General features: G+C 69.4%; 19 protein-coding genes. 7 read left to right on the top strand and 12 right to left on the bottom strand.

From position 1 onward, the window contains the following. Window positions 1–68 precede the first annotated feature (68 nt). Window positions 69–956 (top strand): transporter, encoded by an 888-nt coding sequence (locus tag ACEU5R_RS05825; RefSeq protein WP_392409418.1) that lies wholly within the window; start codon window positions 69–71, stop codon window positions 954–956. Between the two features lie 51 nt (window positions 957–1007). Here ACEU5R_RS05825 and ACEU5R_RS05820 read toward each other — a convergent pair whose 3' ends face one another. From ACEU5R_RS05820 to ACEU5R_RS05810, 3 genes are all read right to left on the bottom strand, one after another. After that, window positions 1008–2063, bottom strand: a complete 1056-nt coding sequence (locus tag ACEU5R_RS05820; protein WP_392409417.1) for an AraC family transcriptional regulator — start codon at window positions 2061–2063, stop codon at window positions 1008–1010. A gap of 402 nt (window positions 2064–2465) precedes the next feature. Continuing rightward, entirely contained in the window at window positions 2466–4934 is a 2469-nt protein-coding gene (locus ACEU5R_RS05815; protein WP_392409416.1) for a DNA internalization-related competence protein ComEC/Rec2, read from the bottom strand. A 170-nt stretch (window positions 4935–5104) separates the two neighbouring features. Beyond that, window positions 5105–6250 carry an alpha-hydroxy acid oxidase gene (locus ACEU5R_RS05810; protein WP_392409415.1) on the bottom strand — a complete coding sequence of 382 codons (1146 nt, stop codon included), beginning with the start codon at window positions 6248–6250 and terminating at the stop codon, window positions 5105–5107. A 270-nt stretch (window positions 6251–6520) separates the two neighbouring features. Between ACEU5R_RS05810 and thiM the strand changes: the two genes are divergently transcribed. Further along, complete coding sequence (thiM, locus tag ACEU5R_RS05805) at window positions 6521–7399, top strand: hydroxyethylthiazole kinase (protein ID WP_392409414.1); 879 nt, start codon at window positions 6521–6523, stop codon at window positions 7397–7399. 135 nt (window positions 7400–7534) lie between these two features. Then, window positions 7535–9637 carry a 5'-nucleotidase C-terminal domain-containing protein gene (locus tag ACEU5R_RS05800; RefSeq protein WP_392409412.1) on the top strand — a complete coding sequence of 701 codons (2103 nt, stop codon included), beginning with the start codon at window positions 7535–7537 and terminating at the stop codon, window positions 9635–9637. Window positions 9638–9710: 73 nt separating this feature from the next. Here the strand turns inward: ACEU5R_RS05800 and ACEU5R_RS05795 are convergent, their stop codons facing one another. From ACEU5R_RS05795 to ACEU5R_RS05775, 5 genes are read right to left on the bottom strand one after another with little or no spacing between them, the layout of a single operon-like run. Then, the gene (locus tag ACEU5R_RS05795) at window positions 9711–10469 is read right to left on the bottom strand and encodes an ABC transporter ATP-binding protein (protein ID WP_392409411.1); all 759 of its coding nucleotides are present in this window, start codon (window positions 10467–10469) and stop codon (window positions 9711–9713) included. Then, a complete protein-coding gene (locus ACEU5R_RS05790; RefSeq protein WP_392409410.1) occupies window positions 10466–11476 on the bottom strand; it encodes an iron chelate uptake ABC transporter family permease subunit in 1011 nt (336 codons plus the stop codon). Before ACEU5R_RS05790 ends, ACEU5R_RS05795 begins: the two co-directional genes overlap by 4 nt. After that, a complete protein-coding gene (locus ACEU5R_RS05785) occupies window positions 11469–12455 on the bottom strand; it encodes an ABC transporter permease (protein WP_392409408.1) in 987 nt (328 codons plus the stop codon). The genes ACEU5R_RS05790 and ACEU5R_RS05785 overlap by 8 nt, the downstream gene beginning before the upstream one ends. 30 nt (window positions 12456–12485) lie before the next feature. Continuing rightward, complete coding sequence (locus tag ACEU5R_RS05780) at window positions 12486–13430, bottom strand: siderophore ABC transporter substrate-binding protein (protein ID WP_392409406.1); 945 nt, start codon at window positions 13428–13430, stop codon at window positions 12486–12488. Window positions 13431–13444: 14 nt separating this feature from the next. After that, window positions 13445–15475, bottom strand: coding sequence for a ligand-gated channel protein (locus ACEU5R_RS05775; protein WP_103275028.1), 2031 nt, complete (start codon window positions 15473–15475; stop codon window positions 13445–13447). A 213-nt stretch (window positions 15476–15688) separates the two neighbouring features. Here ACEU5R_RS05775 and ACEU5R_RS05770 point away from each other — a divergent pair, with 213 nt between their 5' ends. Continuing rightward, window positions 15689–16396 (top strand): response regulator transcription factor, encoded by a 708-nt coding sequence (locus tag ACEU5R_RS05770; RefSeq protein ID WP_103275029.1) that lies wholly within the window; start codon window positions 15689–15691, stop codon window positions 16394–16396. 2 nt (window positions 16397–16398) lie between these two features. After that, window positions 16399–17784: an ATP-binding protein gene (locus tag ACEU5R_RS05765; RefSeq protein WP_392409404.1), complete on the top strand. Its 1386-nt coding sequence runs from the start codon at window positions 16399–16401 to the stop codon at window positions 17782–17784. Window positions 17785–17854: 70 nt separating this feature from the next. Here the strand turns inward: ACEU5R_RS05765 and ACEU5R_RS05760 are convergent, their stop codons facing one another. The 4 genes from ACEU5R_RS05760 to ACEU5R_RS05745 all read right to left on the bottom strand — a co-directional run bounded on the left by ACEU5R_RS05760 (window position 17855) and on the right by ACEU5R_RS05745 (window position 23151). Then, a complete protein-coding gene (locus tag ACEU5R_RS05760; protein ID WP_392409403.1) occupies window positions 17855–20092 on the bottom strand; it encodes a TonB-dependent receptor domain-containing protein in 2238 nt (745 codons plus the stop codon). Between the two features lie 218 nt (window positions 20093–20310). Further along, window positions 20311–21129 (bottom strand): TatD family hydrolase, encoded by an 819-nt coding sequence (locus ACEU5R_RS05755; RefSeq protein WP_392409401.1) that lies wholly within the window; start codon window positions 21127–21129, stop codon window positions 20311–20313. 107 nt (window positions 21130–21236) lie between these two features. Beyond that, the gene (lolD, locus tag ACEU5R_RS05750; protein WP_103275033.1) at window positions 21237–21926 is read right to left on the bottom strand and encodes a lipoprotein-releasing ABC transporter ATP-binding protein LolD; all 690 of its coding nucleotides are present in this window, start codon (window positions 21924–21926) and stop codon (window positions 21237–21239) included. Beyond that, entirely contained in the window at window positions 21919–23151 is a 1233-nt protein-coding gene (locus ACEU5R_RS05745) for a lipoprotein-releasing ABC transporter permease subunit (protein ID WP_233772911.1), read from the bottom strand. The genes lolD and ACEU5R_RS05745 overlap by 8 nt, the downstream gene beginning before the upstream one ends. 177 nt (window positions 23152–23328) lie before the next feature. On the opposite strand from ACEU5R_RS05745, the gene ACEU5R_RS05740 reads away from it, so the two are divergent. Both ACEU5R_RS05740 and recJ read left to right on the top strand, forming a co-directional pair. Further along, complete coding sequence (locus ACEU5R_RS05740) at window positions 23329–24270, top strand: hypothetical protein (protein ID WP_392409399.1); 942 nt, start codon at window positions 23329–23331, stop codon at window positions 24268–24270. Beyond that, window positions 24252–25952: a single-stranded-DNA-specific exonuclease RecJ gene (recJ, locus tag ACEU5R_RS05735; protein ID WP_392409398.1), complete on the top strand. Its 1701-nt coding sequence runs from the start codon at window positions 24252–24254 to the stop codon at window positions 25950–25952. Before ACEU5R_RS05740 ends, recJ begins: the two co-directional genes overlap by 19 nt. Window positions 25953–26046: the final 94 nt, after the last annotated feature.

Genomic DNA, 26046 nt, shown 5'->3' with positions numbered 1-26046 from the left:
GGGCGGCGCGCGCCACGCCAGCCAGTTGCCGTACCAACAACAACACACCGTGGTTAGGAGACAAAGCTATGCGCAAATCCATGCCCGCCTGGGCACTACTGCTGGCGTCGGCCCTGGGGCCGTCCGCGGCGCTGGCCATCGAGGGCGGCGCCCTGCCGATCTATCCCGACGGCCTGGAAAACTACATGGTCGGCGCCCTGCCCCCGCCGGGCGTGCACTTCCTGACCTATGGCGGCGCGCTGCGCTACGACACGCTGCGCGGCAACAGCGGCGAGTCGCTGGTGCGCGACTTCAAGGTCAATGTCAATATGCTGGCGCCGCGCCTCATCTGGGTCGCGCCCCAGCCGGTGCTGGGCGGCAGCCTGGCGCTGCACACCGTGGTGCCGCTGCTGGACGTGGACTTCCGCGCCAACGGCGCGCGCTTCAAGAGCTCGGGCCTGGGCGACATCGCCGTCGGCGCGGCGCTGGGCTATCACGCCTCGCCGGCGCTGCACTATCTGTTCGGCGTCGATGTCTACGCGCCCACGGGCAAGTACGACGCCAAGGATCCGTCCAGCCTGGGCAAGAACTACTGGACCATCCAGCCCCTGGCCGCGCTGACCTACACGCAGCCCACCGGCCTGAACGCCGACCTGAAGGTCATGTACGACTTCAACCAGCGCAACAGCGACACGCGCACCCGTTCGGGCCAGGCGATCCACGCCGACTACAGCCTGGGCTGGGGCCTGGGCGGGGGCTGGGTGGCGGGCGTAGGCGGCTATGTCTACCAGCAGGTCACGGACGACAAGGGTCCGAACAGCGCGATGGGCAAGGCGCGCGCCCTGGGCGTCGGTCCGTCGATCCGCTACGCCAGCCAGGGCGGCTGGCTGTTCACGCTGAAGTGGCAGAAGGACTTCGAGGTGCGCAACCGGCCCGAGGGCAACCAGCTGCTGGCCAAGCTGGTGATTCCGTTCTGAGGGAAAGGCGCCGGGACCGCCTGCGGTTCCGGCGCTGAATCGCGCGCGGACTCAGTGCCGCCGCAGCGTCTGGCTGGGCGTTTCCAGGTAGCGGGCCTTGTAGTCGTTGCTGAAACGGCCCATATGCGCGAAGCCCCAGCGCAGCGCCACGCCGGCGACGCTGGCGGCCTCGCCGCTCAGCAGCTCGGTGCGCGCGCGTTCCATGCGCAGGTCGCGCAGATAGTGCATGGGGCTGACGCCCAGGAATTCCTTGAAACCGCTGTAGAGGCTGCGCACGCTGACGCCGGCCACCTGCGCCAGCTGCTCGACGCTGAGCGGCTCGTGCGCGTGCGCCTGCAGGTAATCCTGCGCCCGCCGCACGTGGCGCGGCAGGATCGAACTGCGCCGCGCCGGGGCGGTCTCGCTGTAGTTGTGCAGATGCGAGGTCAGCAGGATCGAGGCGGCCAGCTGCTCGACCTGCGACAGCACCAGCTTGTGCTGCTCCAGGTCGGGATAATGGGTGGCGCAATCGACCAGATAGGACAGCAGGCAGCTCCAGGGTGCGCAGTCGCGCCAGCGAAAGCCCAGCTCGAAATGCAGCGGCTTGTCCAGCGGATGGCCCAGATAGCCGACCAGCGTGCGCTCGACCAGCGAGCGCGAGATGCGCAGCATGACCTGGTCGTTGCCGGCCTCCCAGCACATGCGCGTATCGCATTCAGGGCTGAGCACCGAGGCCAGCTCCGGCGAGGAATCGATGCGCTGCCCGCCCCTCTCGATGGCGGCCGTGCCGCACAGCGGCATCTGCACCAGGAAGAAGCTTTCCAGCGGCCCCGGCTCGATGCGCACGGTAGCGCCGTAGCGCAGCCGGCTCAGCGACAGGTCGCCCAACCCCGTGTAGTGCATGCGTGCGTCCAGCCGCTCGCCGCCGGCGGTGCGGGTCAGCTGGTGAGGCTTCATGACGCGCCCGACCATCGAGCGCACCTCATCCAGGTCGGTGGAGGCGAACAGCAGCTTTTCCGGCGCGTTGAGCAGCCGGTCGATGGGCGTGCCGGTGGCGGAGGTGCCGGTAGCGGACGCGCGCGACGGCGCGGCCGAGGACGGGGACATCGGGATCAACGTAGTGGGCATGGTTGCTGCCTCCCTTGGGGCCTGGCTGTCAGCCTGATCTTGTCTGGGCATCCGGTTGCCCGCCGGCTGCGCCCTGTGCGCCGCAACATCCGCGCAACGCCTAGTCCCACGCCGCCACGACCCTGCGGCAGCGCGGGACTTGCACAGATCCTACTACGCAGGCCGGCGCGACGCGCCACAGGAAAACCCGCCTTGGGCGGGGCCAGCTATCCGGTTCGTGCTTACATTATCCGAATAGTGCTTGAAGCATAAACATATGAAACCTGCGAGTTTGGCGCAAGTGCCGGTTGAAGAAATACTGACGGCCAGTTGAGCGCGTGGCCTCGCTCTGGCCTTGCTGCGCCGCTTCCCCGCGCTCGCCTCGCCCTCGCCCCACACGTCGCCCGGCAAGTCGCGCCGGCTTCAGCGGCCCTGCCAGTAGCGCCCGTTGCGCTGTCTCTCTCCACGCACCCGCAATTCGGCAGGCAGGGATTCCGCCACCACCGCGCCATCCCGGTCGCTGCGCCAGAAGCGCACGCCGGCCGCCGTCCAGCGGTGCTCCACCGCCGGCGCCGGATGGCGGAAGCGGTTCAGCATGCCGGCCTGGGCGATGACGTGCCCCGCGCGCGTGGCGGCGATCAGTTCAAGGCTCGACGAGGTGGCCGAGCCATGGTGCGGCGCCATCACCACGTCCGTCGGCGGCAGCGCGGGCGCGAGCGCGCGTTCCTGGGCCACGCCGATATCGCCGGTCAGCAGCAAGGAATGCCGCGCGCCCTGCACCCGCAGCACGCAGCTATCGGCGTTGGGATCCGCCGGATCCTTCTCGGCCGCCAGCGGATGCAGGAACGCGAAACGCAGGCCATCGGCTTCCCAGGCCTGCCCTCGCGCGCAGCGCAACCGTGCGACAGGCGGCACATAAGCGCCGGCATCCGCCCGCCCCTCCGAAATCCGTGCCTCGCGCGCGTCCCGCGCCAGAAAAGCGTCCAGGTCAAAGGACGCATGGCTGCGCCCCACCGCCACCGCGTTCAGCACCGCCCGCGTTCCGCCGACATGGTCCATGTGCACGTGCGAAAGCACCAGATCATCCAGCATGCGGATGCCGCGCGCGCGCAGGTAGGGCGCCACCACCCACTCGCCGACATCGGATCCCCCACGGTGACGCGGCCCGGCATCGAACAGCAGCGCGCGCGTGGCGGTTTCCAGCAGCACCGCGCCGCCCTGCCCCACGTCCAGCGCCGTCACCCGCCAGTATCCCGGCTCGGGCCGCTCGGGACGCCAGCACAGCAACGGCAGCATCCAGAGCCACCCCCAATGGCGCCCCGGCCAGCCTCGCGCCTGCAAGGCCCAGGCCATGCCCGCCAGCGCCAGCAGCAGCCAGGGCCAGGGCGCGGCCGCCACGTCGAAGCTGGCCCAGGATGCCTCGCCCACCCAGGCGACGGGCATCATGGTCAGGTCGAATACCGCCAGCCCCGCCTGCCCCGCCCCGGCAGCCAGGCGTTCCGCGCCCGGAATCGCCGCGAACAACGCGCACAGCAGGGACAGGGGCGTGACCAGGAAACTCACCGCCGGTATCGCCACCGCGTTCGCCAGCGGCGAGCCCGCCGACACCTGGCCCACCCAGAAGGCCAGCAGGGGCGTCAGCCCTAGCGTCACCAGCAATTGCAGATGGCTGGCCTGCCCCAGCCTCGCCGCCACGCGGCGGCCCAGGCCGGCTGACGGATCCACCGGCGCCGCGACGATGCGCAGCAGGATGGCGACCGCGCCGAACGACAGCCAGAAGCCCGGCGCCATCGGCGCCCAGGGGTCCAGCGCAGTCACCAAGGCGGCGGCGACGGCCAGCACCCGCCCGCCCGTCAAGGGCAGGCGCGACATGGCCGCCGCCAGCACCGTCGCCAGCATGAAGAAGGTGCGCCGGGCCGGCACGCCCCAGCCCGCGAGCAGGCAATACAGCAACGCGACCCAGGCGGCCGCCATGCCGCCCACGATGCGCGACGGCGCGCGCTCGGCCAATCCGATGCCGCGCCAACGCGCGCGCCGCCACAGGAACGCGGCCAGCATGCCCGCCACGCCGGCGATCGAGGTGACGTGCATACCGCTGATGGACACCAGATGCGTGATGCCGCTGCGGTTGAACAGCCGCCAGTCCTCGCGCGCGACCCCGGCCTGGTCGCCGATCGCCAGTGCGATCAGGACCGGCGCGTAGCGATACCCGTCCAACGCCCGGCGCATGCCCGCGCGGATGCGGTGACGCGCGCGTTCGATCACCACGCCGGGCCCGGCCCAGGGATGGTCGGCTACGAATTTGGGCTGGCCGCGCACCGTGCCGGTGGCCCGCAGGCCCAGCGCGAACATCCGGCCTTCCGCATCCGGCAGGCCCGCGTTGAGCAGTCCCGCCGGGCGGCGCAGCACCAGCGCCATGCGCCAGACCTGCCCCGGCGCCAGCGCCGGCAGGTCCGGTCCGTCCGGTGACGCATGCCATGTGACCAGCAGGCGGGAGGGGATGCCGGGCGGCGCGGGTTCCAGCGTATCCGCGACGAAGCGCCAGCGACGGGCGTCGCCGTCCGGCAGTCCTGTCACTTGCAGCATCAGGCGCGCCACCTGATCGTGGTGCGCGTCGGACAGACCATCATCGAGGCGAGCCTGGGCCTGCCAGCTGGCGTTGAACAAGCCGGCGGACAGGCCCAATGCGAGCGCGGCGGTCAACTTCCAGGCGGCGCGTCGCGGCCGTCGCAGCGCCAGCGCCGCCAGCAGAATCGCGGCCACCAGCGCGGCGCGCGCCACCGGCCCCGGCAGCTCCGCCAGGGTCTGCGTCAGCGCCGCGCCGGCGACGAATGCGAAGCAGAAGAATCGGCCAGTGATAAGCGCCCCTTGCCGACACGGAATGCAAGCCACGAGACCATGCCGCGGGCCGGTGTCGAAGGGGATCAGCGTAGGCCGCGCGCAGACGGCCGAAGCAGGAAATGAATGGCTTCGTCACTGCGTGGCGACCGCAGCGCGAACATGTACGCGGGCGCAGCGACACGGCGCGGCCGAGTCTCGCGCGCCGCACGCCCATCCCCGTGCTACCGGAACCGCAGATTCGCCCGCCCCAATTCCCTCACCGACTTGCACCCCATCAACCGCAACGCCCGCTCGATCTCCACCCGCATCAGATCCAGCGCGCGCTCCACTCCCGGCTGGCCGGCAGCCGCCAGCGGGAACAGGTAATAGCGTCCCAGCCCCACGGCCTTGGCGCCCAGCGACAGCGCCTTCAGCACATGCGTGCCGCGTTGCACGCCGCCGTCCATCATCACGTCGATGCGGTCGCCCACCGCGTCGACGATCTCGGCCAACTGGTCGAAGGCGCTGCGCGAGCCATCGAGCTGGCGGCCACCGTGGTTCGACAGCACGATGCCGGTGCAGCCGATGTCGGCGGCCCGACGCGCGTCCTCCACCGACATCACGCCCTTCAGGCAGAACTGGCCGCCCCAGTGCGCGACCATCTCGGCCACGTCGTCCCAGGTCATGGACGGATCCAGCATCTCGGTGAAATAGCGGCTGATGGACATGACGCCGCCGCCCATGTCCACGTGGCCGTCCAGCTGAGGCAGACGGAAGCGCTCGTGCGTGAAGTAGTTCAGCGCCCAGCCGGGCTTGGCCATGAACTGGGCGATGCCGGCCAGGTTGAGCCGGAACGGGATGGCGAAGCCGGTGCGCTTGTCGCGCTCGCGGTTGCCGCCGGTGATGCTGTCCACCGTCAGCATCATCACCTGCACGCCGGCCTCCTTGGCGCGCGCCATCATGTCGCGGTTCAGGCCCCGGTCCTTGTGGAAATAGAACTGGTAGACCTGGGGGCCGCCACTGATCCGGCGCGCTTCCTCCAGGCTGACCGTGCCCAACGACGAAACGCCGAACAGGGTGCCGTGCCGGCCGGCGGCGGCGGCCACGGCGCGCTCGCCATCGTGATGGAACAGGCGCTGCAGGGCCGTGGGCGAGCAATAGACCGGCAGCGCCAGCTTCTGGCCCATCACGGTCACGGACAGGTCCACGTCGGCCACGCCGCGAAGCACGTTGGGCACCAGGTCGCAGTCCTCGAAGGCGGCGGTGTTGCGCGCGTAGGTGGTTTCATCGTCGGCCGCGCCGTCGATGTAGTTGAAGATCGGCCCGGGCAGGCGCCGGCGCGCCATGGCGCGGAAATCGTGGAAGTTGTGGCACTGGTTCAGGCGCATCGCGAGACCTTGGGACGGGCGTGGACGACGAAGGCGAAACCGGCGTGCAGCCATGCCGGGCGGACACATAGTGTAGGGGCTGCGCTCACCGGACGGCCCGGACACGGCTGCGCGCCCGCCAACTTGACAAGCGCAGCCCCCGCTCGGAACATACCCTCCCAGTTCCGCCGCGCCGCCGCCCTCGCCTACGCTGTCGCGCCCGCTCCGCGCGCGGCCTCGCATCCGCGGCCCGGCGCCCCCGGCCAGCCGCGCAAACCAGGATCCGCCGGCATGGCTGACGCACGCAACGATCTCGACTCCCTCGCCCACACCTCCCGCGACCTCCACGCCGCGCTGCACCGCGACGCGCCGCTGGTGCAGTGCCTGACCAACTTCGTCTCCATGAACTACGCGGCCAACGTGCTGCTGGCTGCCGGCGCCTCGCCGGCGATGGTGCACGCGGCCGAGGAAGCGCCCGAGTTCTCGCGCATCAGCGGCGCGGTGGTCATCAACATCGGCACGCTGTCGCAGCCCTGGCTGCACAGCATGCTGCTGACCGCGCAGGCGGCGTCGCAGGCCTCGGTGCCCTGGGTGCTGGACCCGGTCGCCCACCATGCCACCGCCTTCCGCCGCGACGCGGTGCGCCGGCTGCTGGCGCTGAAACCGGCCATCATCCGCGGCAACGCGTCCGAGATCATCGCGCTGGCCGGCGGCGCCAGCGCCGGACGCGGCGTGGATGCGGGCGATCCGGTGGCGCAGGCCGAGCAATCGGCGCGCGAGCTGGCGCTGGCGCAGGAGACCGTGGTGGCCGTCACCGGCGAAGTGGACTATGTCACCGACGGACACCGCGCCGTGCGCATCGCCGGCGGCGACGCGCTGATGCCGCGCGTCACGGCGACGGGCTGCGCGCTGACCGCGCTGACGGGCGCCTTCGCCGCCGTGGCCGGGCAGGCCGCCGACAGCGCGGGATCGCGGCAGGCGCCCCGCGCCGCCGGTTCCCGGCACGCGGCCTATGCGGCGGCGGTCGCCGCCCTGTCCTGCTTCGCCATCGCCGGCCGCCGCGCCGGCGCGCTGGCCGACGGGCCGGGCTCGTTCGCGTGGCGCTTCCTGGACGCGCTGGCCGCCTTGCGTCCGGACGACCTGGTCGCGGAATCGCCACTGCGCCCGTGAGCCTGCCTCAGCACCCATGACCGCCTGATGACGACCGCAAGACCGCAGGTCGCGGTTGCAACCGGGTCTTCCGTGTCATGGATGGGTCACACGGCGTCCCCAGAATTCGTCTCCTTCATATCCGGAGGAATGACGATGAAGCCCGCCCTGCGCAAGATCTTCGCCCTGTCGGCCAGCGCCGCCCTGCTGGCCAGCCTGTCCGCCTGCGGCGGCAGCGACGACGATGACGACGCGCCGCCGTCCAACGCGCTCAAGGGCGCCACGCTAGATGTCGCCATCCTGGGGACGACCGACCTGCACGCCAACGTGCTGGGCTACGACTACTACAAGCTGGCCGAGGACAAGAGCTACGGCGTGGACCGCACGGCCACGCTGATCGCCGAGGCCCGCAAGCAGAATCCGAACACGCTGCTGTTCGACAACGGCGACACCATCCAGGGCACGGCGCTGTCCGACTACCAGGCGCTGGTCAAGCCGGTGCAGTGCACGGACATGATCGCCATCTACAAGCAGATGAAGCTGCTGGCCTATGACGCGGCCACGATGGGCAACCACGAGTTCAACTACGGCCTGCCCTATCTGTCGCAGATCACCAACGTGGACTTCGGCTTGAAGGGCATCGCCAAGGGCACGCCGCAGACCAATCCCGCCGGCGCCAAGGATTGCGCGGCGCCGGGCTTTCCCTTCGTGTCGGCCAACGTGGTGTCGGCCCAGAGCAAGCAACCCATCTTCAAGCCCTGGGTGGTGCTGAACAAGAATTTCAAGGCCACCGACGCCGGCGGCAAGGCGGTCGACGTGACGCTGAAGGTGGGCGTGATCGGCTTCGCGCCGCCGCCCATCCTGCAATGGGACAAGGCCAACCTGGAAGGCCACGTCGAGGTGACGGGCTGGAAGGAAACGGCCGCGCGCTATGTGCCGGAAATGAAGGCGGCCGGCGCCGACCTGATCGTGGCGCTGGCGCATGGCGGCATCGACCTGAAGACGCCCTACAGCGCGTCCATGGAGAACGGCGCGGCTTATCTTACCCAGGTGCCGGGCATCGACGCGCTGATCACCGGCCACCAACATCTGCTGTTCCCGGACACCAACCCCAAGTCGCAGTTCGCCGGCCAGCCCGGCATCGACCTGGCCAAGGGCCTGATCAACGGCGTGCCGGCGGTGCAGGCCGGCCAGTGGGGCAACAACCTGGGCCAGATCAAGCTCAGGCTCGCCTATGACAAGGGCTGGAGCGTGCAGAAGGACGCCACCCAGGTGCAGCGGATCTCCACGCGCCTGACCGCGCAGAGCGGCAACACGCCCGCCACCTACGTCGCGCCCGACGCGGCGACGCAGCAGCTGGTGCAGGTCGAGCACGCCGCCACCATAGCCTACGTCAAGACGCCGATCGGCGCGGCGCAGTTCGACATGTCGACCTACTACGCCATGGCCGGCGACGTGTCTGCGCTGCAGATCGTCAACATGGCGCAGATCGACTACCTGAAGGACTACATCGCCCGCAACAACCCGTCCTATGCCGCCCTGCCCATCCTGTCGGCGGCGGCGCCATTCAAGGGCGGGCGCAATGGTCCCGGCGACTTCACCTTCGTCAAGCAGGGCAACATCGCGATCAACAACGCGGCCGACCTGTACCTGTATCCCAACACGCTGCAGGTGGTGCGCGTCAGCGGCGACATCGTGCGCCAGTGGCTGGAAAAGACGGCCGAGCAGTTCCGGCGCATCGACCCCGCCCAAGTCGCGCCGCAGGATCTGGTCGACACGACCTTCGCGACCTTCAACTTCGACGTGCTGTATGCCGAGGGCAATGCGTTGCGCTACGAGATAGACGTCACCCAGCCGGTGGGCTCGCGCATCGTCAACCTGACCTACAAGGGCGCCCCGCTCAATCCCGCCACCCAGTTCCTGGTCGTCACCAACAACTACCGCGCCAGCGGCGGCGGCGACTTCCCGGGCCTGGCCGGCGGCAAGGGCGACATCGTGCTGCAGGCGCCGGACGCCAGCCGCGACGTGCTGATCAGCTACATCAAGCGCCATCCCTCGCTGGACCTGGCCACCTATGGCCTGGACCGCAGCTGGCGCTTCGTCAAACTGGCTGGCCAGGCCGGACCGGTGGTGTTCGCATCGGTGCCGGGCACACTGGCGATGGCCACGGCGCATGGCGTGGGCAATGTGTCCGTGCATGACGCCACGCCGGACCCGGTGACGCAGCTGTCGCGCTACAGGATCGACCTGACGCAATAAGCGCGGACCGACGGCGGACATCCGCCGCCACGGTCGGAACCGCCGGCTCCCATTCCCTGGGAGCCGGCGGCCTTCAACGGTAGTAGACGCAGATGCGCCGCCCGTCGATCTCGTGCACCGCGATCGGCAGCGCGTACAGTGCGCTCAGCACCTCGGCGCGCACCAGCTCGGCCGGCGCGCCCTGACAGGCCACGCGGCCCTGCTTCAAGGCCACGATACGGTCGGCATAGCAGGACGCGAAGTTGATGTCGTGCAGCACCAGCACCACGGTCTTGCCCAGCTCGTCCGCCGCCCGGCGCAGCGTGCCCATCATGGCGACGGCGTGCTTCATGTCCAGGCTGTTCAGCGGCTCGTCCAGCAGCACGTAGCGCGTGTCCTGGCACAGCACCATCGCCACGAAGGCGCGCTGGCGCTGGCCGCCGGACATCTCGTCCAGGTAGCGGTCGGCCAGGGGCTCCAGCTCCAGGTAGTCGATGGCGCGGTCGACGTGTTCCTTGTCCTGCAGCGTGAGCCGGCCGCCGCTGTGCGGATAGCGGCCAAAGGCAACCAAGTCCCTGACCGTCAAGCGCAGCGGCAGATGATTGTCCTGCCGCAGGATGGCCTGGCGGCGCGCCAGCTCGCGGCTGTCGGCGCGGGCCACGTCCAGGCCTTCCACCAGGACGCGCCCCTCGGACAGCGGCAGCAGGCGGCTGATCATGGACAGCAGCGTGGACTTGCCGGCCCCATTCGGGCCGATGATGGCGGTGACGCCGCCGGCCGGCAGCGCCAGCGTCACGCCGTCGACCACCACGCTGTCGCCGTAGCGCTTGCTGACGTTCTGGATATCGATCACCGGCGCCCCCTGCGCAATATCAGGGTCAGGAACACGATCCCGCCCAGGAATTCAATCACCACGCTCACCGTGGTGTTCAAGCGCAACACGCGTTCCAGCAGCGTCTGTCCGCCCACCAGGAACACCACCGCCAGCAGCATCGCGGCCGGCAGGGCATGCCGATGCCGGTCCGATCCCATCAGCTGATAGGCCAGGTTGCTGACCAGCAGGCCGAAGAACGTGACCGGCCCCACCAGCGCGGTCGACACGGACACCAGCGCGGCGATGGCCGCCAGCGTCGCCAACAGCGTGCGACGGTAATCCACGCCCAGGTTCACGGCGATGTCGCGGCCCAGCGCCAGCACGTCGTAGCGGCTGCGCATGCGCCACAGCATCAGCGACACCGCGCCCATGACGGCCAGCGCCACCGGCAGCAGCTCAAGGCGCACCGAATTGAAGTTGGCGAACATGCGGTCCTGCAGCACCAGGAATTCGTTCGGATCGATCAGCCGGATCACGAAGCTGGACAGGCTGCGGAACAGCAGTCCGAAGATGATGCCCACCAGCATCATCAGGTGCAGGCTGCGCACGGCGTCCGCGAACAGCCAGCGGAACAGCAGGCAGGCGAAGGCCGTCATGACGCCGACTTCCAGCAGGAACGCCGCCACCGGATGGCCCGTGGCCACGGCCGCCTGTCCGAAGACATACACCACCAGCGCCTGGATCAACAGGTAGAGCGCGTCGAAGCCCATGATGGCGGGCGTCAGGATGCGGTTGTGCGTGATGGTCTGGAACAGCACCGAGGACACCGCCACCGCATAGGCCACGGCCAGCATGGCCAGCAGCTTGCCGCCACGGAATGGCAGGATGAAGGACCAGCCGCCCTGCGCGCCCAGCGTCATGAAGGCCGCGATGCAGGCGACGGCGGCGGCCGCCAGCAGCCACAGCCGCCTCGCCTGGGGCGAGGCGCGCAGCGCGGCGGCCTGCGCCGGACGCGGCGCGGCGATGGCGGCGCGGGCCTCAGGCATGACGGTTCCTCCGTCCATGCAGCAGCCACAGGAACAGCACGCTGCCGACCACGCCGACCACCGTGCCCAGGGGAATCTCATACGGATGGATCAGCAGCCGGCCGACGATGTCGCAGGCCAGCACGAACACGCCGCCCAGGATCGCCACCCAGGGAATGGCGCGGCGCATGTTGTCACCCAGCAGCAGGCTGACGGCATTGGGCACGATCAGGCCCAGGAACGGGATGCTGCCGGCCGTCACCACCACGACGGCGGAAATCGCCGACACGATGAGCAGGCCCGCCAGCATCAGGCGCGCATGGTTCAGGCCCAGGTTGGCGGCGAATTCCCGGCCCATGCCGGCCACGGTGTATCGGTCCGCCGCCAGGTAGGCGGCAAGGGTCAGGCCCAGGCCGATCCACAGCAGCTCGTAGCGGCCGCGCAGCACGCCCGAGAAATCGCCCGTGGTCCAGGCGTGCAGCGATTGCAGCAGGTCATAACGGACCGCGACGAAGGTGGTGGCCGCGTGGATCACGCCGCCCAGGATCAGCCCGATCAGCGGCACGATGAAGGGCGTGCGCAGCGGCACGCGCCGCAGCAGCGCCAGGAACAGCAGCGTGCCGGCCAGGGCGAAGGCGGTGGCCGTGAGCATCTTGCCGATGACGGGCGTATCGGGCGCCACCAGCGTCACCACCAGAATGCCCAGCGTGGCCGATTCCACGGTGCCGGCCGTGCTCGGTTCCACATAGCGGTTGCGCACCAGCATCTGCATGATGAGCCCGGCCACCGCCAGCGACATGCCGGCCAGCAGCAGCGCCAGCGTGCGCGGCACCCGGCTGACCAACAACAGGCGCCAGGCGCGCTCGGCCTCGGGGCCGCCGCGCAGCGCGTCGAACGACAGCTGTCCGGCGCCCAGGCTGACGCTGGCCGCGCACAGGACCAGCAACAGGCCCAGCAAGGCCGCCAGCCCGGCCCAGCCGCCGGCGGGTTTCACCTGCATCCGCAAAGCGCCCAGCTCCCGGCCATGCCGCTACTTCGCCCCGGCCAGCGCGCGGGCGACCTCGTCCACGCTCTGCTGCATGGCATACAGGCCGGCGCTGCCCAGCAGGTACCAGTTGTAGTTGTTCAGGTAGACCACGCGGCCGTTCTTCCAGGCCTTGGTCGGGCGGATCAGCGCGTTGTCCAGCATGCTGCGGGCCGGGCTGCCTTCGCGGCCGATGGCGGCGTCGCGGTCGATCACGAACAGCCAGTCGGGATCGGTCTGGGCGATGAACTCATACGAGATCGCCTGGCCGTGGTTGGACACGCTCAGCCCGGCCGCGGCCGGCTTCACGCCAAAGGCGTCGTGGATCACGCCGAAGCGCGAGCCCGGGCCATAGGCGCTCATCTTGCCGCCCGTGGTCAGCACGATCAGGCCGGTGCCTGCGGCGCCGGCCTTGCCGTGCAGCGCGGCGATCGAGGCGCGCAGGGCGTCGATCTTTTCCCTGGCCTGCGCCTGCTTGCCGTAGATCGCGGCCAGCAGCTCGGCGTTGCGGATCACGCTACCCACCAGGTCCTTGGCGTCGACCGTCAGGTCCACGGTGGGCGCCAGCCTGGACAGCTCGTCGTATTTGGGCGCGGAACGGCCGGCCACGAAGATCACTTGCGGCGCGGCGGCGTGGATCACTTCATAGTTCGGCTCGAACATGCTGCCGACCTTCAGATAGCGCTTGTCCGCGTACTGTTCCAGCTGCGGCGGCAGCTTGGCGGCGGCGGGCACGCCGGTGACGTCCACGCCCAGCGTGTGCAGCGTGTCCAGCACGGCCAGGTCCAGCACGACTGTCTTGGTCGGATTGGCCGGCACTGCGGTCTCGCCGCGCGCATGCTTGACGGGGATGGACGCGGCGCTGGCGGCGGCCGCCATGCCCAGGCCCAGGGCCAGTCCGGCGGCGGCGCGCGCCAGCAGGCGGCGGGTAGATGTTTGCTTGGTGTGCATCGATGGCTCCTGGTTCAGAACTTCACGCCTACGCCCAGCCAGTAACGGCGGCCGTCCTCGACATAGCCGTAGTCGTCATAGCCGACCTGCTTGTCGAACAGGTTGTAGATGCCGGCGTAGACCGACACGCGCTTGTTGACCGCGTAGGACCCGCCCAGGTCCACGAAGGTGTAGGACGGCGCCACCACCGACGACGCGGACGGGCCGGTGATGGGCTGGCTTTCCTTGCCGCGGAAGTTGATGCGGGTCCAGGCCTGCAGCGCGTCCGACGCCTGCCAATTCACGGTCGTGGTGAACAGGTGCCTGGGCAGCTGGTTCAGCGGCTGCCCCTGGTACTGGCCGGTCTTCTGCTCGGACTTGGTGAACGTGTAGCTGCTGGTCATGGACCAATCGTCCGCCAGCGGCAGCTTCATGCTCGCTTCCACGCCACGGGAATAGGCCTTGTCCACGTTCATATAGGTCGTGGGATTGGCCCCGAACTGGTTCGGCCCGTCGGTGCATTGCGACGCCGAGCACGCCACGCGCGTGATCTTGTCCTTGAAGTCGTTGTTGAAGATGGTCAGGCCGGCATTGAAGCCCGCGCCGTCGTCGTACAGGATGCCCAGTTCCTCGGTCACCGATTTCTCGGGCGTCAGATTGGGGTTGCCGTACATATTGCCGCCACGGCTGACCTGGCCCCAGCCCGCCACCGTCTGGCGCAGGTCGGGCGAACGGAAGCCGGTGGACACGCCGCCCTTCAGGGTCCAGCGCTCGGCCATGTGCCACACGCCGTACAGCCGGGGGCTGAAGTGGGTACCGAAGTTCTCGTCCTTGTCCATGCGCAGCCCGCCGGTGACGGCGAAGCGCTCGGTCAGGCGCCACTCGTCCTCGGCGAACAGCGCCCACTGGTAGCGCTCGACCTTGTTGGGGCCATTGGCCAGCTGATTGCCGGTCTGGTCCTTCAGGCGCTGGTTCAGGTAGCTGCCGCCCAGCGTGAGCGTGTGCGAACCCAGCGGCAGGGTCCAGCTGGTCTGCAGGTCCAGGTTCTTGATCTTCATCTGCCGCGAGCGGTTGTCGAACTCTTCCTGCTGCACATAACTGTCCGACACGCCCCAGCCCCAGCGGCCGGTGTGCGACAGCGCCCACTTGTTGCTGCGGTAGTCGGTCTCGGACGAGGCCGGGCAGCCCGTGCGCGGGCAGCGCTCGCCCGGCGCCAGCGGCGCGACGGTCTTGCCCAGCGTGTTCTGGATCTTCTGGCGGGCCGTGGTGGCCTCCAGCACGATGTCGTGGTCGCGGTTGGGCGTGAGCGCCAGCTTGGCCGTCACGCTGTTGGTGTTGCGCTTGCGGAAGCCGTCGTAGATGTTGTCTTCATCGCGCTGCGTGGCGCGGCCATAGATCTGCAGGCCCAGCAGGTCGTTCTTGATCGGCCCGGCCAGGTAGAAATTGCCCTGGTAGATGTCGCCCGACTTGCTGCTTTCCTGGATGGTCGAGTCCATGCGGATCTCGCCGCCCCATTCGCTGGGCACCTTGCGCGTGATGATGTTGATCACGCCGCCCATCGCGTCCGAGCCGTACAGCGAGGACATCGGGCCGCGCACCACCTCGATGCGCTCGATGGCCGACAGCGGCGGCGTCCAGCCGCCCTCCACGCCCGAGGAATCGGAGTTGGTGCGGGTCTCGCGGGAGTTCTGGCGCTTGCCGTCGATCAGGATCAGCGTGTACTTGGCGCCCATGCCGCGCAGGCTGATGTCCTGGCGATCGGCGCCGCCGGTGACCACCACGCCGGGCACTTCCACCAGCGCGTCGGTCACGTCGCGGTAGAACTTCTTTTCCAGGTCCTGGCGCGTGATCACGCTGATCGAGGCCGGCGCGTCCTGGATCTGCTGCTCGAAGCCGCTGGCGGTGACCACCACCGTATCCATGACCCTGGCGCGGTCCTCGCCGTCAGCCCAGGCGGAGGCCGAAACGCCCGCTCCGGCCGCGCATAGCGCGACCGCCAGGCGGGTGCGCAAATGCGTAGGCGTGCCAATGGCGCGACGCGACGCCGCGACGTGTGTGCTGCTCATATTCCTGATGCTCCCGTCCCAGGTGGACCGCCGCGCCACGCGCGCCGGCTGCCCCTGCTTCTTACGATTCATAATGAAAACTATTCTCATATTAAAATGGGAGGGATCCGATGGCGGCAACCCGCTTTCTGCAACTTTTATGTTCTTTGCACTTCTTGACGCTGCGGCATGGGGCCATGCGCCACACTGCCGGGTGCGAGAAGCACAACGCCCATGGCTACATTCCTTACCCCGACAGCGCGTCGCATCCTGCTGATCGACGACGACGCCGAACTCGCGCAGATGCTGCGCGAATACCTAGAACCCGCCCATTTCCAGCTCGCACTGGCCCACACTTGCGAACAAGGCCTGCACCTGGCCAGCCAGCAGGATTTCGACCTGCTGCTGCTGGACCTGATGCTGCCAGACGGCAACGGGCTGGACCTGCTCAAGCAGTACCGGCAGCGCTCGCGCCGGCCCGTCATCATGTTCACCGCGCACGGCGGCGAGACGGACCGCGTGCTGGGCCTGGAATTCGGCGCCGACGACTACCTAACCAAACCCTTCAGCCCGCGCGAGCTGAAGGCGCGCATCACCGCCGTGCTGCGCCGCTTCGACGAAATCCCCGAGGCCGCCCCGTCCGGTCTGGCGGTCGGCGCACTGAGCCTGGACCCGGCTTCCGGCCGGGCCCGCCTGGGCGCCGACGAGGTGGTGCTGACCGGCGCCGAGCAGCGCATCCTGGAAATCCTGATGCGCACGGCCGGGCAGGTGGTCGCGCGCGACCAGATCGGCATGTATGCGCTGGGCCGCGTGCCCGACCGCTACGATCGCAGCATCGACACACACATCAGCAGCCTGCGCCGCAAGCTGCGACTGGACAGCGGCGGCGCGCCCGCCATCCGCAATCTGCGCGGGCTGGGCTACGTGCTCGCCGCCGCGTGACCATGCCATTGCTGCCCGTGCGCTCGCTGTTCTGGCGAGCCTTCCTGACCTTCTGGAGCGCGATGGCGCTGATCCTGGTCTGCGGCATGCTGTTCACGGCGGCGGTCGCCTGGTATCGCGTGAACTCGCTCGATGGCCTGAATCCGGGCAGCCTGGCGCACGACGCCGCCCAGATCGCGCGCGAGGACGGCGCGGACGGGCTGGAACGCTGGGTCGCGGCCATGGATGCGCGCTACAGCGCGCTGAACATCTATCTGGTGGACGCCTCCGACCACGACATCCTGGGCCGCGCCCTGCCCGCGCGCCTGCGCGACTGGCTCAAGGACTATCGCGCCGCGCCGCCCGACCCATTCCCCGCCTCGTCCGCGCCGTCGCCCAGCGTGCGCGTGTCCTGGTGGGATCCGCAGCTGCTGACGCTGCCCGACGGTCGCGAACTGCTGATGCTGTTCCTGCCCTTCGATTCCTCACACTGGGAATTGCTGGGCCTGGCGCCCGTCGCGCTCGTCATCGTGCTGTTCGCCCTGGCCGTCACGGCGCCGCTGTGCTGGGCCCTGACGCGCAACGTCACCGCGCCGCTGGGCGCCCTGCGGCTGGCAACGCAGGCCCTGTCGGCCGGCCAACTGGACGCGCGCACGCCGGCCCGGCTGACGCGGCGCAAGGATGAGCTGGGCCTGCTGGCGCAGGACTTCGACGCCATGGCCGGCCGCCTGCAGGCGCTGGTCGGCACGCGCGAACAGCTGCTGCGCACCATCGCCCACGAGCTGCGCTCGCCGCTGGCGCGGCTGCAGCTGGCCGTGGAACTGGCGCGGCGCAAGGACGAACGGCTGGACCTGCAGCTGGACCGCATCGAACGCGAGGGCGAACGGCTCGACGCGCTGGTGGGCAATACGCTGGCGCTGGCGAAGATGGGCGCCCTGCCCGAGCCGGCCGACATGCTCGACCTGGCCGAAGTCGTGGACGCCGTGGTCGAGGACGCGCGCTTTGAAGCGGGCGACCGCAACGTCGGCATCGCCTGGGAACGGCCCGCCCCCCTGCGCATCCAGGGCGACCGCGAGAGCCTGGCCAGCGCGATCGAGAACGTGCTGCGCAATGCGCTGCGCTTCGCCCCGACGGGCAGCAGCATCCGCCTGCGCCTGCTGGCGGGCCTGCGCGACGTGCAATTGGAAATCGAGGATCGCGGCCCGGGCGTGCCGGAGCAGGAACTGGGCTATCTGTTCGAGCCCTTCTACCGCAGCGCCTCGGGCGCGGCCATGGCGGGCAGCGGCGCCGGCCTGGGCCTGAGCATCGCGCGGGCGGCGGTGGCCGCCCACAAGGGCCGCATCTCGGCCAGCAATGTGCTGCCTCAGGGATTGAGCATGCGCATCGAGCTGCCGCTGGCCGCGACTTGAAACGTCCCGCCGGCGAGACCTCGGGTCCGGCCGGCGGCCCGGCGAGCGCCGGGCCCCGCCCGCGTTCCGATCAGAACGTGATGTTCGCCGACACCCACAGGCGCCGGCCTTCCAGCACCTGACGGTACGAGTTGGACCAGTTGGTGGCGGCGGTCGGCGCGCTGGCGCCGGTCTTGGTCGGCCCGTAGTTCTCGAAGTTCTTGTCGAACAGGTTGTAGACCGAGGCCGACAGGGTCACGTTCTTGCTGACCGCGTACGAGCCGCCAAGGCTGGCCAGCCAGTACGGGCTGTAGAACACCTGTTCCTTTTCCCAGTTCATGTCGTTGAACTGCTTGGCGCGGTATTCGCCGCGCACCCAGGTGCTGAACTTGTCGTTGACCTGCCACTTCAGGCCCAGGTTCAAGGCATGGCGCGGCTGCGATCCCAGCGGCTGGCCCTGCTTGGCGCCGGACGTGACCTCGCTGGCGGTCAGCGTGTAGTTGGCGTTGAACGACCAGCCCTCGAACAGCGGCACGCGGCCGCCCAGCTCGAAACCCTTGATGGTCGCCGAATCCACATTCACGCGCTGCGAGAAATTGTCCACCGGCACGCCGTTGCGCTCCCACACGCCCAGGTCCAGGCAACCCGGAACGGGGCCGCCGCTGGCGCGGCAATTGGCCACGTTCTGGTTGTCGAGCTTGTCCTTGAAGCGGGTGTGGAACGCCGTCAGGTTGCCGGTCAGGCCTGCGCCGTCGTCGTAAACCACGCCCAGCTCCGACGAGGTGCTGGTTTCGGGACGCAGTTGCGAATTGCCCAGCAGCGGCCGGGTGCCCTGCGCGCCCAGGCCGATGATGCCGTCGGTCATCAGGTTGATGTCCGGCGTCTTGTAGCCCTTGCTCACGCCGCCCTTGAAAGTCCACGCCGGCGTGGCGTTCCAGACCAGGTAGCCGCGCGGGCTCCACTTGCCGCCGAACTGCTCGTTGCGGTCGTAGCGCGCGCCCAGGGTCAGCGCCAGGTCGTCCACGATGCGCCACTCGTTCTCGGCGAACAGCGCCCACTGGTACTGGCTCAGATTCAGCGGCGCCGAGACCAGGGTGTCCTTGAACTTCTGCTCGCGCCACTGGCCGCCCATGGTGAGGCTGTGGCGCTCGTTGAACAACGGCATGGTCCACTTGGTGTCGAAGACCCAGTTGTCGTATTCCAGGTCGCGCTTGGCGCCGTCGGTCGGCTGACGCGGCGCGTTCATGGGATTGGTCCGGCCGATGGTCTCGGTGGTGTCGTACACCAGGCTGGTGTCGGAGCTGACCGAGCCGCCGTAGCGGCCCAGATGCGTCAGCGCGTAGCGCTGGCGGTTGAAGCGCATCTCGGGCTCGTAGCCGCCACCCTGCCGGTTCCTGGCCACGCTGCTGTTGAGCGTGCCCAGCTCGCCATTGGCGTTGTCGAAAACCTGCCAGTTGCTGTCGATGTCGAACAGGATGTCGTGGTTGCGGTTGGGCGTGAGTGCCAGGCGCAGGCCCAGGTTGCGCTGCAGGCTGTCGCCCAGCCCGCTGAAGCCGGCGATGTCGCCGGTGTAGTTGCCGCTGTTGTATTCCGCCTGATTGACCGGATAGCTGCCGTTGGCGCTCAGGCGCCGGTACAGGCCGCCGCGCACGGTCAGGCCCAGCTTGTCGGTGGCGATGGGGCCGCTCAGGTAGAAGGCGGAGCCGTAGTTGTTGCCATAGCGGTTATCGCCCTGGGCGGTGCCGTCCAGCGTGATCTGGCCCATCCATTCCTGGCTGACCTTGCGGGTGATGATGTTGATGACGCCGCCCATGGCATCCGAGCCGTAGAGCGTGGACATCGGGCCACGCACCACCTCGATGCGCTCGATCGCCGCCATCGGCGGAATGAAGTTGGTGTCGACGTCACCAAAGCCGTTGGGACGCGCGCCGGAGCTGTTCTGGTTCAGCCGCTTGCCGTCGACCAGCACCAGCGTGTAGTCGCTGGGCAGACCGCGGATGCTGATGTTCATGCCGCCGGCCTTGCCGCCGCGCTCGACCGTCACGCCCTCGACATCGGCCACCGCGTCGGCCAGGTTGTGAAAGGGCTTGGTTTCGAGTTCCTCGCGCGTGATGACCGAGATGGACGCGGGCGCTTCCTTGATCTGCTGCTCGAAGCCCGACGCCGTGACCACGACGGAATCGAGCTGGTGGGTCACGCCATCCTGCGCGCCCTGGGCGTGGACGGCGCCCGATGCGGCGAGGGCCAGCGCCAGGGGAATCTGGCGCAGCGCAAGGACGGGGATGGAACGGGCTCGCCTGGAGCCGCTGGAACGGATGTGCGTGGACATGGGAGTAACCAGAAGAACCGTTCCCGAAGGAACGGCGCGCAAGGCGCTGGGCTTGGGTTCATATAGAGAACGCCAATGGTATTTATTCCCATTAACTGATTCAATTATTTGTCAGGTTTTATTCAGACAAATGACAGATTTCAGAAAAATCTGATCAAAATGACGTATTTACACGACAATTTTCACGATCTCGTCCCAACAAATCGGGACAAAAGATCTCAGGCGGGCGTCAGTCCGACAACCCCGGCCAACCTGGGCAGCACCCGCAAGGCATTGGCGCTGGTCACCCGCGCCACCTGTTCCGGCGTCAGCCCGCGCAGCGTCGCCAGCGTGTCCGCGATACGCGCCAGCTCGCCTGGCCGGTTGCGCCGGTCGGGCGGATGCAGCCAGGCGGGCGGAATGTCCGGCGCGTCGGTTTCCAGCACCAGGTGCTCCAGCGCCACCTCGGTGGCGTGGCGGCGGATCTGCAGCGCCCGCTCGTAGGTCATGGCCCCGCCCATGCCCAGCGCGAAGCCCAGGTCGACGAAGGCTTGCGCCTGTTGCGCGCTGCCGTTGAAGGCATGGGCGATGCCGCCGATGCGGCCATGACGGCGCAGGTGCTTGAGCAGGATGTCCTGGGACTTGCGCACATGCAGCAGCACCGGCAGGCCGAATTCGGCGGCCAGCGCCAGCTGGGCCGCGTAGAAATGTTCCTGGCGCTCGCGCGGCGCGCCGGCGGCGATCTCAGGCACGAAGAAATCCAACCCGATCTCGCCGATGGCGACGAAGCGCGGATCATCAAGGGCCTGCTGAACAGCCTCGCGCAGCGCCTGCAAGTCGCCCTCGCCCGCGCGCTCGACATACAGCGGATGGATGCCCAGCGCATAGGCGCCGCCGGCGGTGCGCCGTGCCAGGTCGCGCACCACGCCGAAGTTGGCGCGTTCGACAGCCGGGATCACGATGGCGGTAACGCCGGCCCGCAGCGCATGCGCGGCCACCTCGGGCCGGTCGGCGTCGAATTCTGCGGCGTCTAGATGGCAATGGGTGTCGATCAGCATCGCGGGCTCCTGGTGGGCATTATGCGCCCGCGCCTGCCCGGAGGGCGCGCCGGCAAGTCCAGCGGACGCGCAGGCGGCATCCGCCCGGACCCACGGCGCGAAAACGATCAGCCTGACACCAGGCGGCCGTTTTCCATCAGCAGCTGGCGGTCGGCGCGCGCCGCCAGTTCCGGATCGTGCGTGACGATGGCGAAGGCCGTGCCGGATTCCCGGTTCACGCGCGACAGCAGCTCGAACATATTGTGCGCGGTATGGCGGTCGAGGTTGCCGGTGGGCTCGTCGGCCAGCACGCAGGCCGGCCGCGTCACCAGTGCGCGCGCCAGCGCCACGCGCTGGCGTTCGCCGCCGGACAGCTGGCCGGGATAGTGCTCTTCGCGCGCGGCCAGACCCACCATGCCCAGCACCTCGCGCGCGGCCGCGCGGGCCTGCTCGCGATCCTGGCGCCGCACGATCAGCGGCATGGCCACGTTGTCCAGCGCCGAGAATTCCGGCAGCAGATGGTGGAACTGGTAGACGAAGCCCAGGCTCTGGTTGCGCAGCGCGCTCTTGCGCGCCTCGGACAGACCGACGGCCAGCTTGCCGTCCACCGTGACCGAACCGCTGGACGGCACGTCCAACAGGCCCAGGATGTGCAGCAGCGTGCTCTTGCCCGAGCCCGAGGCGCCGACGATGGCGACCATCTCGCCACGCGCCACGGTCAGGCTGACGTTGTTCAGCACGTCGATGCGCGTCGGCCCTTCGTCGTAGAACTTGACCAGCTGATCGGCCTGCAGCGCGGGGGTGGCGGAATCAATCATGACGCAGCACCTGTGCGGGTTGCAGGCGCGAGGCGCGCCAGCTGGGATACAGCGTCGCCAGCAGCGACAGCACCAGCGAGGTCAGGCCGATGGTGACGATGTCGCTGACCTGCGGGTCGGACGGCAGCGCGCTGATGAAATACACCTCGCGCGGCAGGAACTGCACACCCAGCAGGCGTTCGATGAAGGGCACGATCACGTCCACGTTGTAGGCGATCGCGATGCCGCCGGCCACGCCCAGCAATGTGCCGATGACGCCGATCAGCGCGCCCTGCACCAGGAAGATGCGCGCCACTTCGCCCGGCCCGGCGCCCAGCGTGCGCAGGATGGCGATGTCGGATTGCTTGTCCTTGACGGCCATCACCAGCGAGGACAGCAGGTTGAACGCGGCCACGGCCACGATCAGCGCCAGGATCAGGAACATCATGCGCTTTTCGGTCTTGACCGCGGCGAACCAGGTGCGGTTGTTGCGCGACCAGTCGCTGGCCATCATGTAGGGCGGCAGCACCTGGGCCAGCTCGGCGGCCACCTCGGGCGCCCTCTGCATGTCGGCCACGCGCAGTCGCACGCCGGCCGTGCCGCTGTCGCGGAACACGCGGGCGGCGTCCTCGTCGTCGACGAAGGCCAACGAGGAATCGTATTCGTAGTGGCCGGAAGAGAACACGCCCACCACGGTGAACTGGCGCATGCGCGGCGCGAAGCCGGCGGGGCTGATCGAGCCTTGCGGCGCCATCATCATCAGCGTGTCGCCGACCTTCACGCCCATGCCGTCGGCCAGCTCGTTGCCCAGCACCACGCCAAAGCCGCCGGGCTTCAGGTCGGACAGCTTGCCCGTGACCATCTGCCTGGGCAGGTCGGACACGCCGCCCTCGGTGGCGGGATCGATGCCGCGCACCTGCACGCCGCGCAGCGCCTGCCCGCGCACCAGCATGCCCTGCGCCGCCACGAAGGGCGCGCCGGCCTTGACGGCGGGATTCTTCTTGGCGGCGTCGGCGTACTGCTGCCACTGGTCCAGCACGCGCTCGGGCGCGGCGCCGGGTATGTAGAGTTCGATGTGCGGCAGCACCGACAGCATGCGGTCGCGCACTTCCTTCTGGAAGCCGTTCATGACCGACAGCACCACGATCAGGGCGGCGACGCCCAACGCGATGCCCGCCATCGAACTCGCGGCGACGAAGGAGATGAAGCGATCGCGGCGGCCGCGTCGCTGGCGGATCCGGGCCAGCCCGGCATAGCGGGCGCCGATCCAGAATTCGTAGGGTATTTTCAGCACGAGCGCATTATGGCATTAACGGCCAGGAAATCGGGGCCGCGGATGTGCGGTTCCAAGACCAGGCGTATCCACCTATGGCAGATGGCGGCGGGCCTTAGTTCCCGCCATCGCCAGACTACAATCCCGCCCATGCTGATCGTGATACCGGGCGCCCTGCCCGCCCTCCCCGTGGCCGCCGAGCTGGCCAAGCTGCTGCCCGAGCGCGCCCCCGCGCTGCACGTCTGGCTGCAGGCCGGCGCCGCGCGCGCCGAACCCTACGACCTGCGCGCGCACGGCTGCACCGCCTTCGAAGCCTGGCAGCTGCGCCGCGCCGGCCACCGGCCCGAGGCCGGCCTGCCCCTGGGCGCCGGCCTGGGCCCCTTGCTGACGCAGGACCAGCCGCAGGACGGCGAGCCGGTCTGGCTGGCAGAACTGGCGCACCTGGCGCTGGGCGCGGACCAGGCCATGCTGGCCGATCCGGACCAGATGGACCTGCGCGCCGAGGAAAGCGCCGCGCTGTACGACACCGTGCGGCCGCTGTTCGACGGCACCGGCTTCGCGGCCGAGCCGCTGGACGCGCGCCGCTGGCGCCTGCGCCTGCCCGAAGGCTTGCGGCCGGCCACCGCCAGCCCGTTGGCCGTGGCCGGCCGCCGGCTGAACGACTGGTGGAAGCAGGACGCCGAAACCCGTCCGTGGCGCCGGCTGCTCAATGAAATACAGATGGCCTGGCACGACCATCCGGTCAACGAGGCGCGCGCCGCGCGCGGCGTGGCGCCGGTCAACGCGCTTTGGCTGTACGGCGGCGCCCGCCCCTGGCGCATCGCGCCGCCCGGACAGGCGCTGATCCTGGACGGCCTGGACGCGCCGCAACGCGCGGGCGACTGGGCCGCCTGGCTGGACGCGCTGCCCGCGCTGGACGCGCAGCTGCGCGCCCGGTCCGGCAAGCAGGGCCTGCCCGGCGCCCCGACCGAACTGCTGCTGCTGGGCGACGACCGCAGCGTCGCCCTCACCCTGAAACCGCGCGGCAGCCTGCTAGGCTGGCTGCCCGCGCCCAAGAAGAACTGGAGCGCCTGGTGGTCTCACCCCGCTTGACCGTACGCCCCGCCAACCAGGACGCGCTGCGCGCCCTGCAGGCCTCGGGCATCCATCCCCTGCTGGCGCGGCTGTGGGCCGCGCGCGGCGTCACCCATCCCGACCAGACCAAGCTGGCCTGGCCCGCGCTGCTGCCGCCGGCCGGCCTGACCCATTCCGCGCACGCCGCCGGCGTGCTGGCCGACGCCATCCAGGCCGGCCGCCGCCTGCTCATCGTGGCCGACTACGACTGCGATGGCGCCACCGCCTGCGCGGTCGGGCTGCGCGCGCTGTCGGCCATGGGCGCGGACGTGGACTTCCTGGTGCCCAACCGCTTCGAGACCGGCTACGGCCTGTCGCCGGCCGTGGTCGACCTGGCCGTGGCCCACCGCAACGGCAAGCCCGACATCATCATCACCGTCGACAACGGCATCGCCAGCGTCGACGGCGTGGCCGCCGCCAATGCCGCCGGCATCGGCGTGGTCATCACCGACCACCACCTGCCGGGCGACACGCTGCCCGACGCGCTGGCCATCGTGAACCCCAACCAGCCCGGCTGCGGCTTTCCGTCGAAGAACCTGGCCGGCGTGGGCGTGATCTTCTACATGATGCTGGCGCTACGCGCCGAGCTGCGCCGGCGCGGCGTCTACGCGGCCGACGGCGGCCCCAGGCTGGACGCGCTGTCCGACCTGGTGGCGCTAGGCACCGTGGCCGACGTGGTCAAGCTGGACGCCAACAATCGCCTGCTGGTCACGCAGGGCCTGCAGCGCATGCGCGCCGGCCGCCTGCAACCGGGCCTGCGCGCCCTGTTCGCCGTGGCCGGCCGCGAGCCGCGCAGCGCCAATGGCTTCGACCTGGGCTTCGCGCTGGGTCCGCGCATCAACGCCGCCGGACGCCTGGCCGACATGAGCCTGGGCATCGCCTGCCTGACCACCGACGACGAGGCCCAGGCGCTGGAGATGGCGCGCGAGCTGGACAACATCAACCGCGAGCGGCGCACCATCGAGGCCGAGATGCGCGAACAGGCGCTGGCCGCGATGGAAGAGCCCAACGCCGCCGCCGGCGCCACCGTCTGCGTGTTCGACCCGGGCTGGCACCAGGGCGTGGTCGGCCTGGTGGCCTCGCGCCTGAAGGAGAAATTCTGGCGTCCCACGCTGGCCTTCGCGCCGGCCGGCGACGACGAGATCCGCGGCTCGGGCCGCTCGATTCCCGACGTGCACCTGCGCGACGCGCTGGACCTGGTATCCAAGCGCAACCCCAACCTGATCCGCAAGTTCGGCGGCCACGCCATGGCGGCCGGCCTGACGCTGGGCCGCAACGATTTCGCCGCCTTCGCCCCGGCCTTCGACGCCGCGGTGCGCGAGCTGACCGGCCGCGATTCGTTCGAGCCGGTCATCGAGACCGACGGCTCGCTCGAATCGGGCTACGCCAACGCGGAAGTGGCCGGTCTGCTCCAGCAACAGGTCTGGGGCGCCGGCTTCGCCGCGCCGCTGTTCCTGGACGAGTTCACCGTGCGCAACCAGCGCCTGGTCGGCGAAAAGCACCTGAAGCTGTCGCTGGAACGCGGCCAGCAACGCTTCGACGCCATCTGGTTTGGCCACGACCAGTCGCTGCCCGAACGCATCCAGGCGGCCTACCGGCTGGAGCAGAACGTGTGGAACGGGATGGTGTCGGTGCAACTGGTCATCGAACACGCTGAATGAAGGGGCCCACCCCCGAAGCGCCTATGGCGCTTCCCCCTCAAGGGGGCGCCGCTGCGGACCGGAAGGACCGGCCCACCCCCGAGCGCTACGCGCT

Origin of the sequence: Achromobacter sp. 413638 (assembly GCF_043119405.1) — a bacterium.
GTDB lineage: Bacteria > Pseudomonadota > Gammaproteobacteria > Burkholderiales > Burkholderiaceae_B > Achromobacter.
This window is presented reverse-complemented; position numbering and strand designations above follow the sequence as displayed.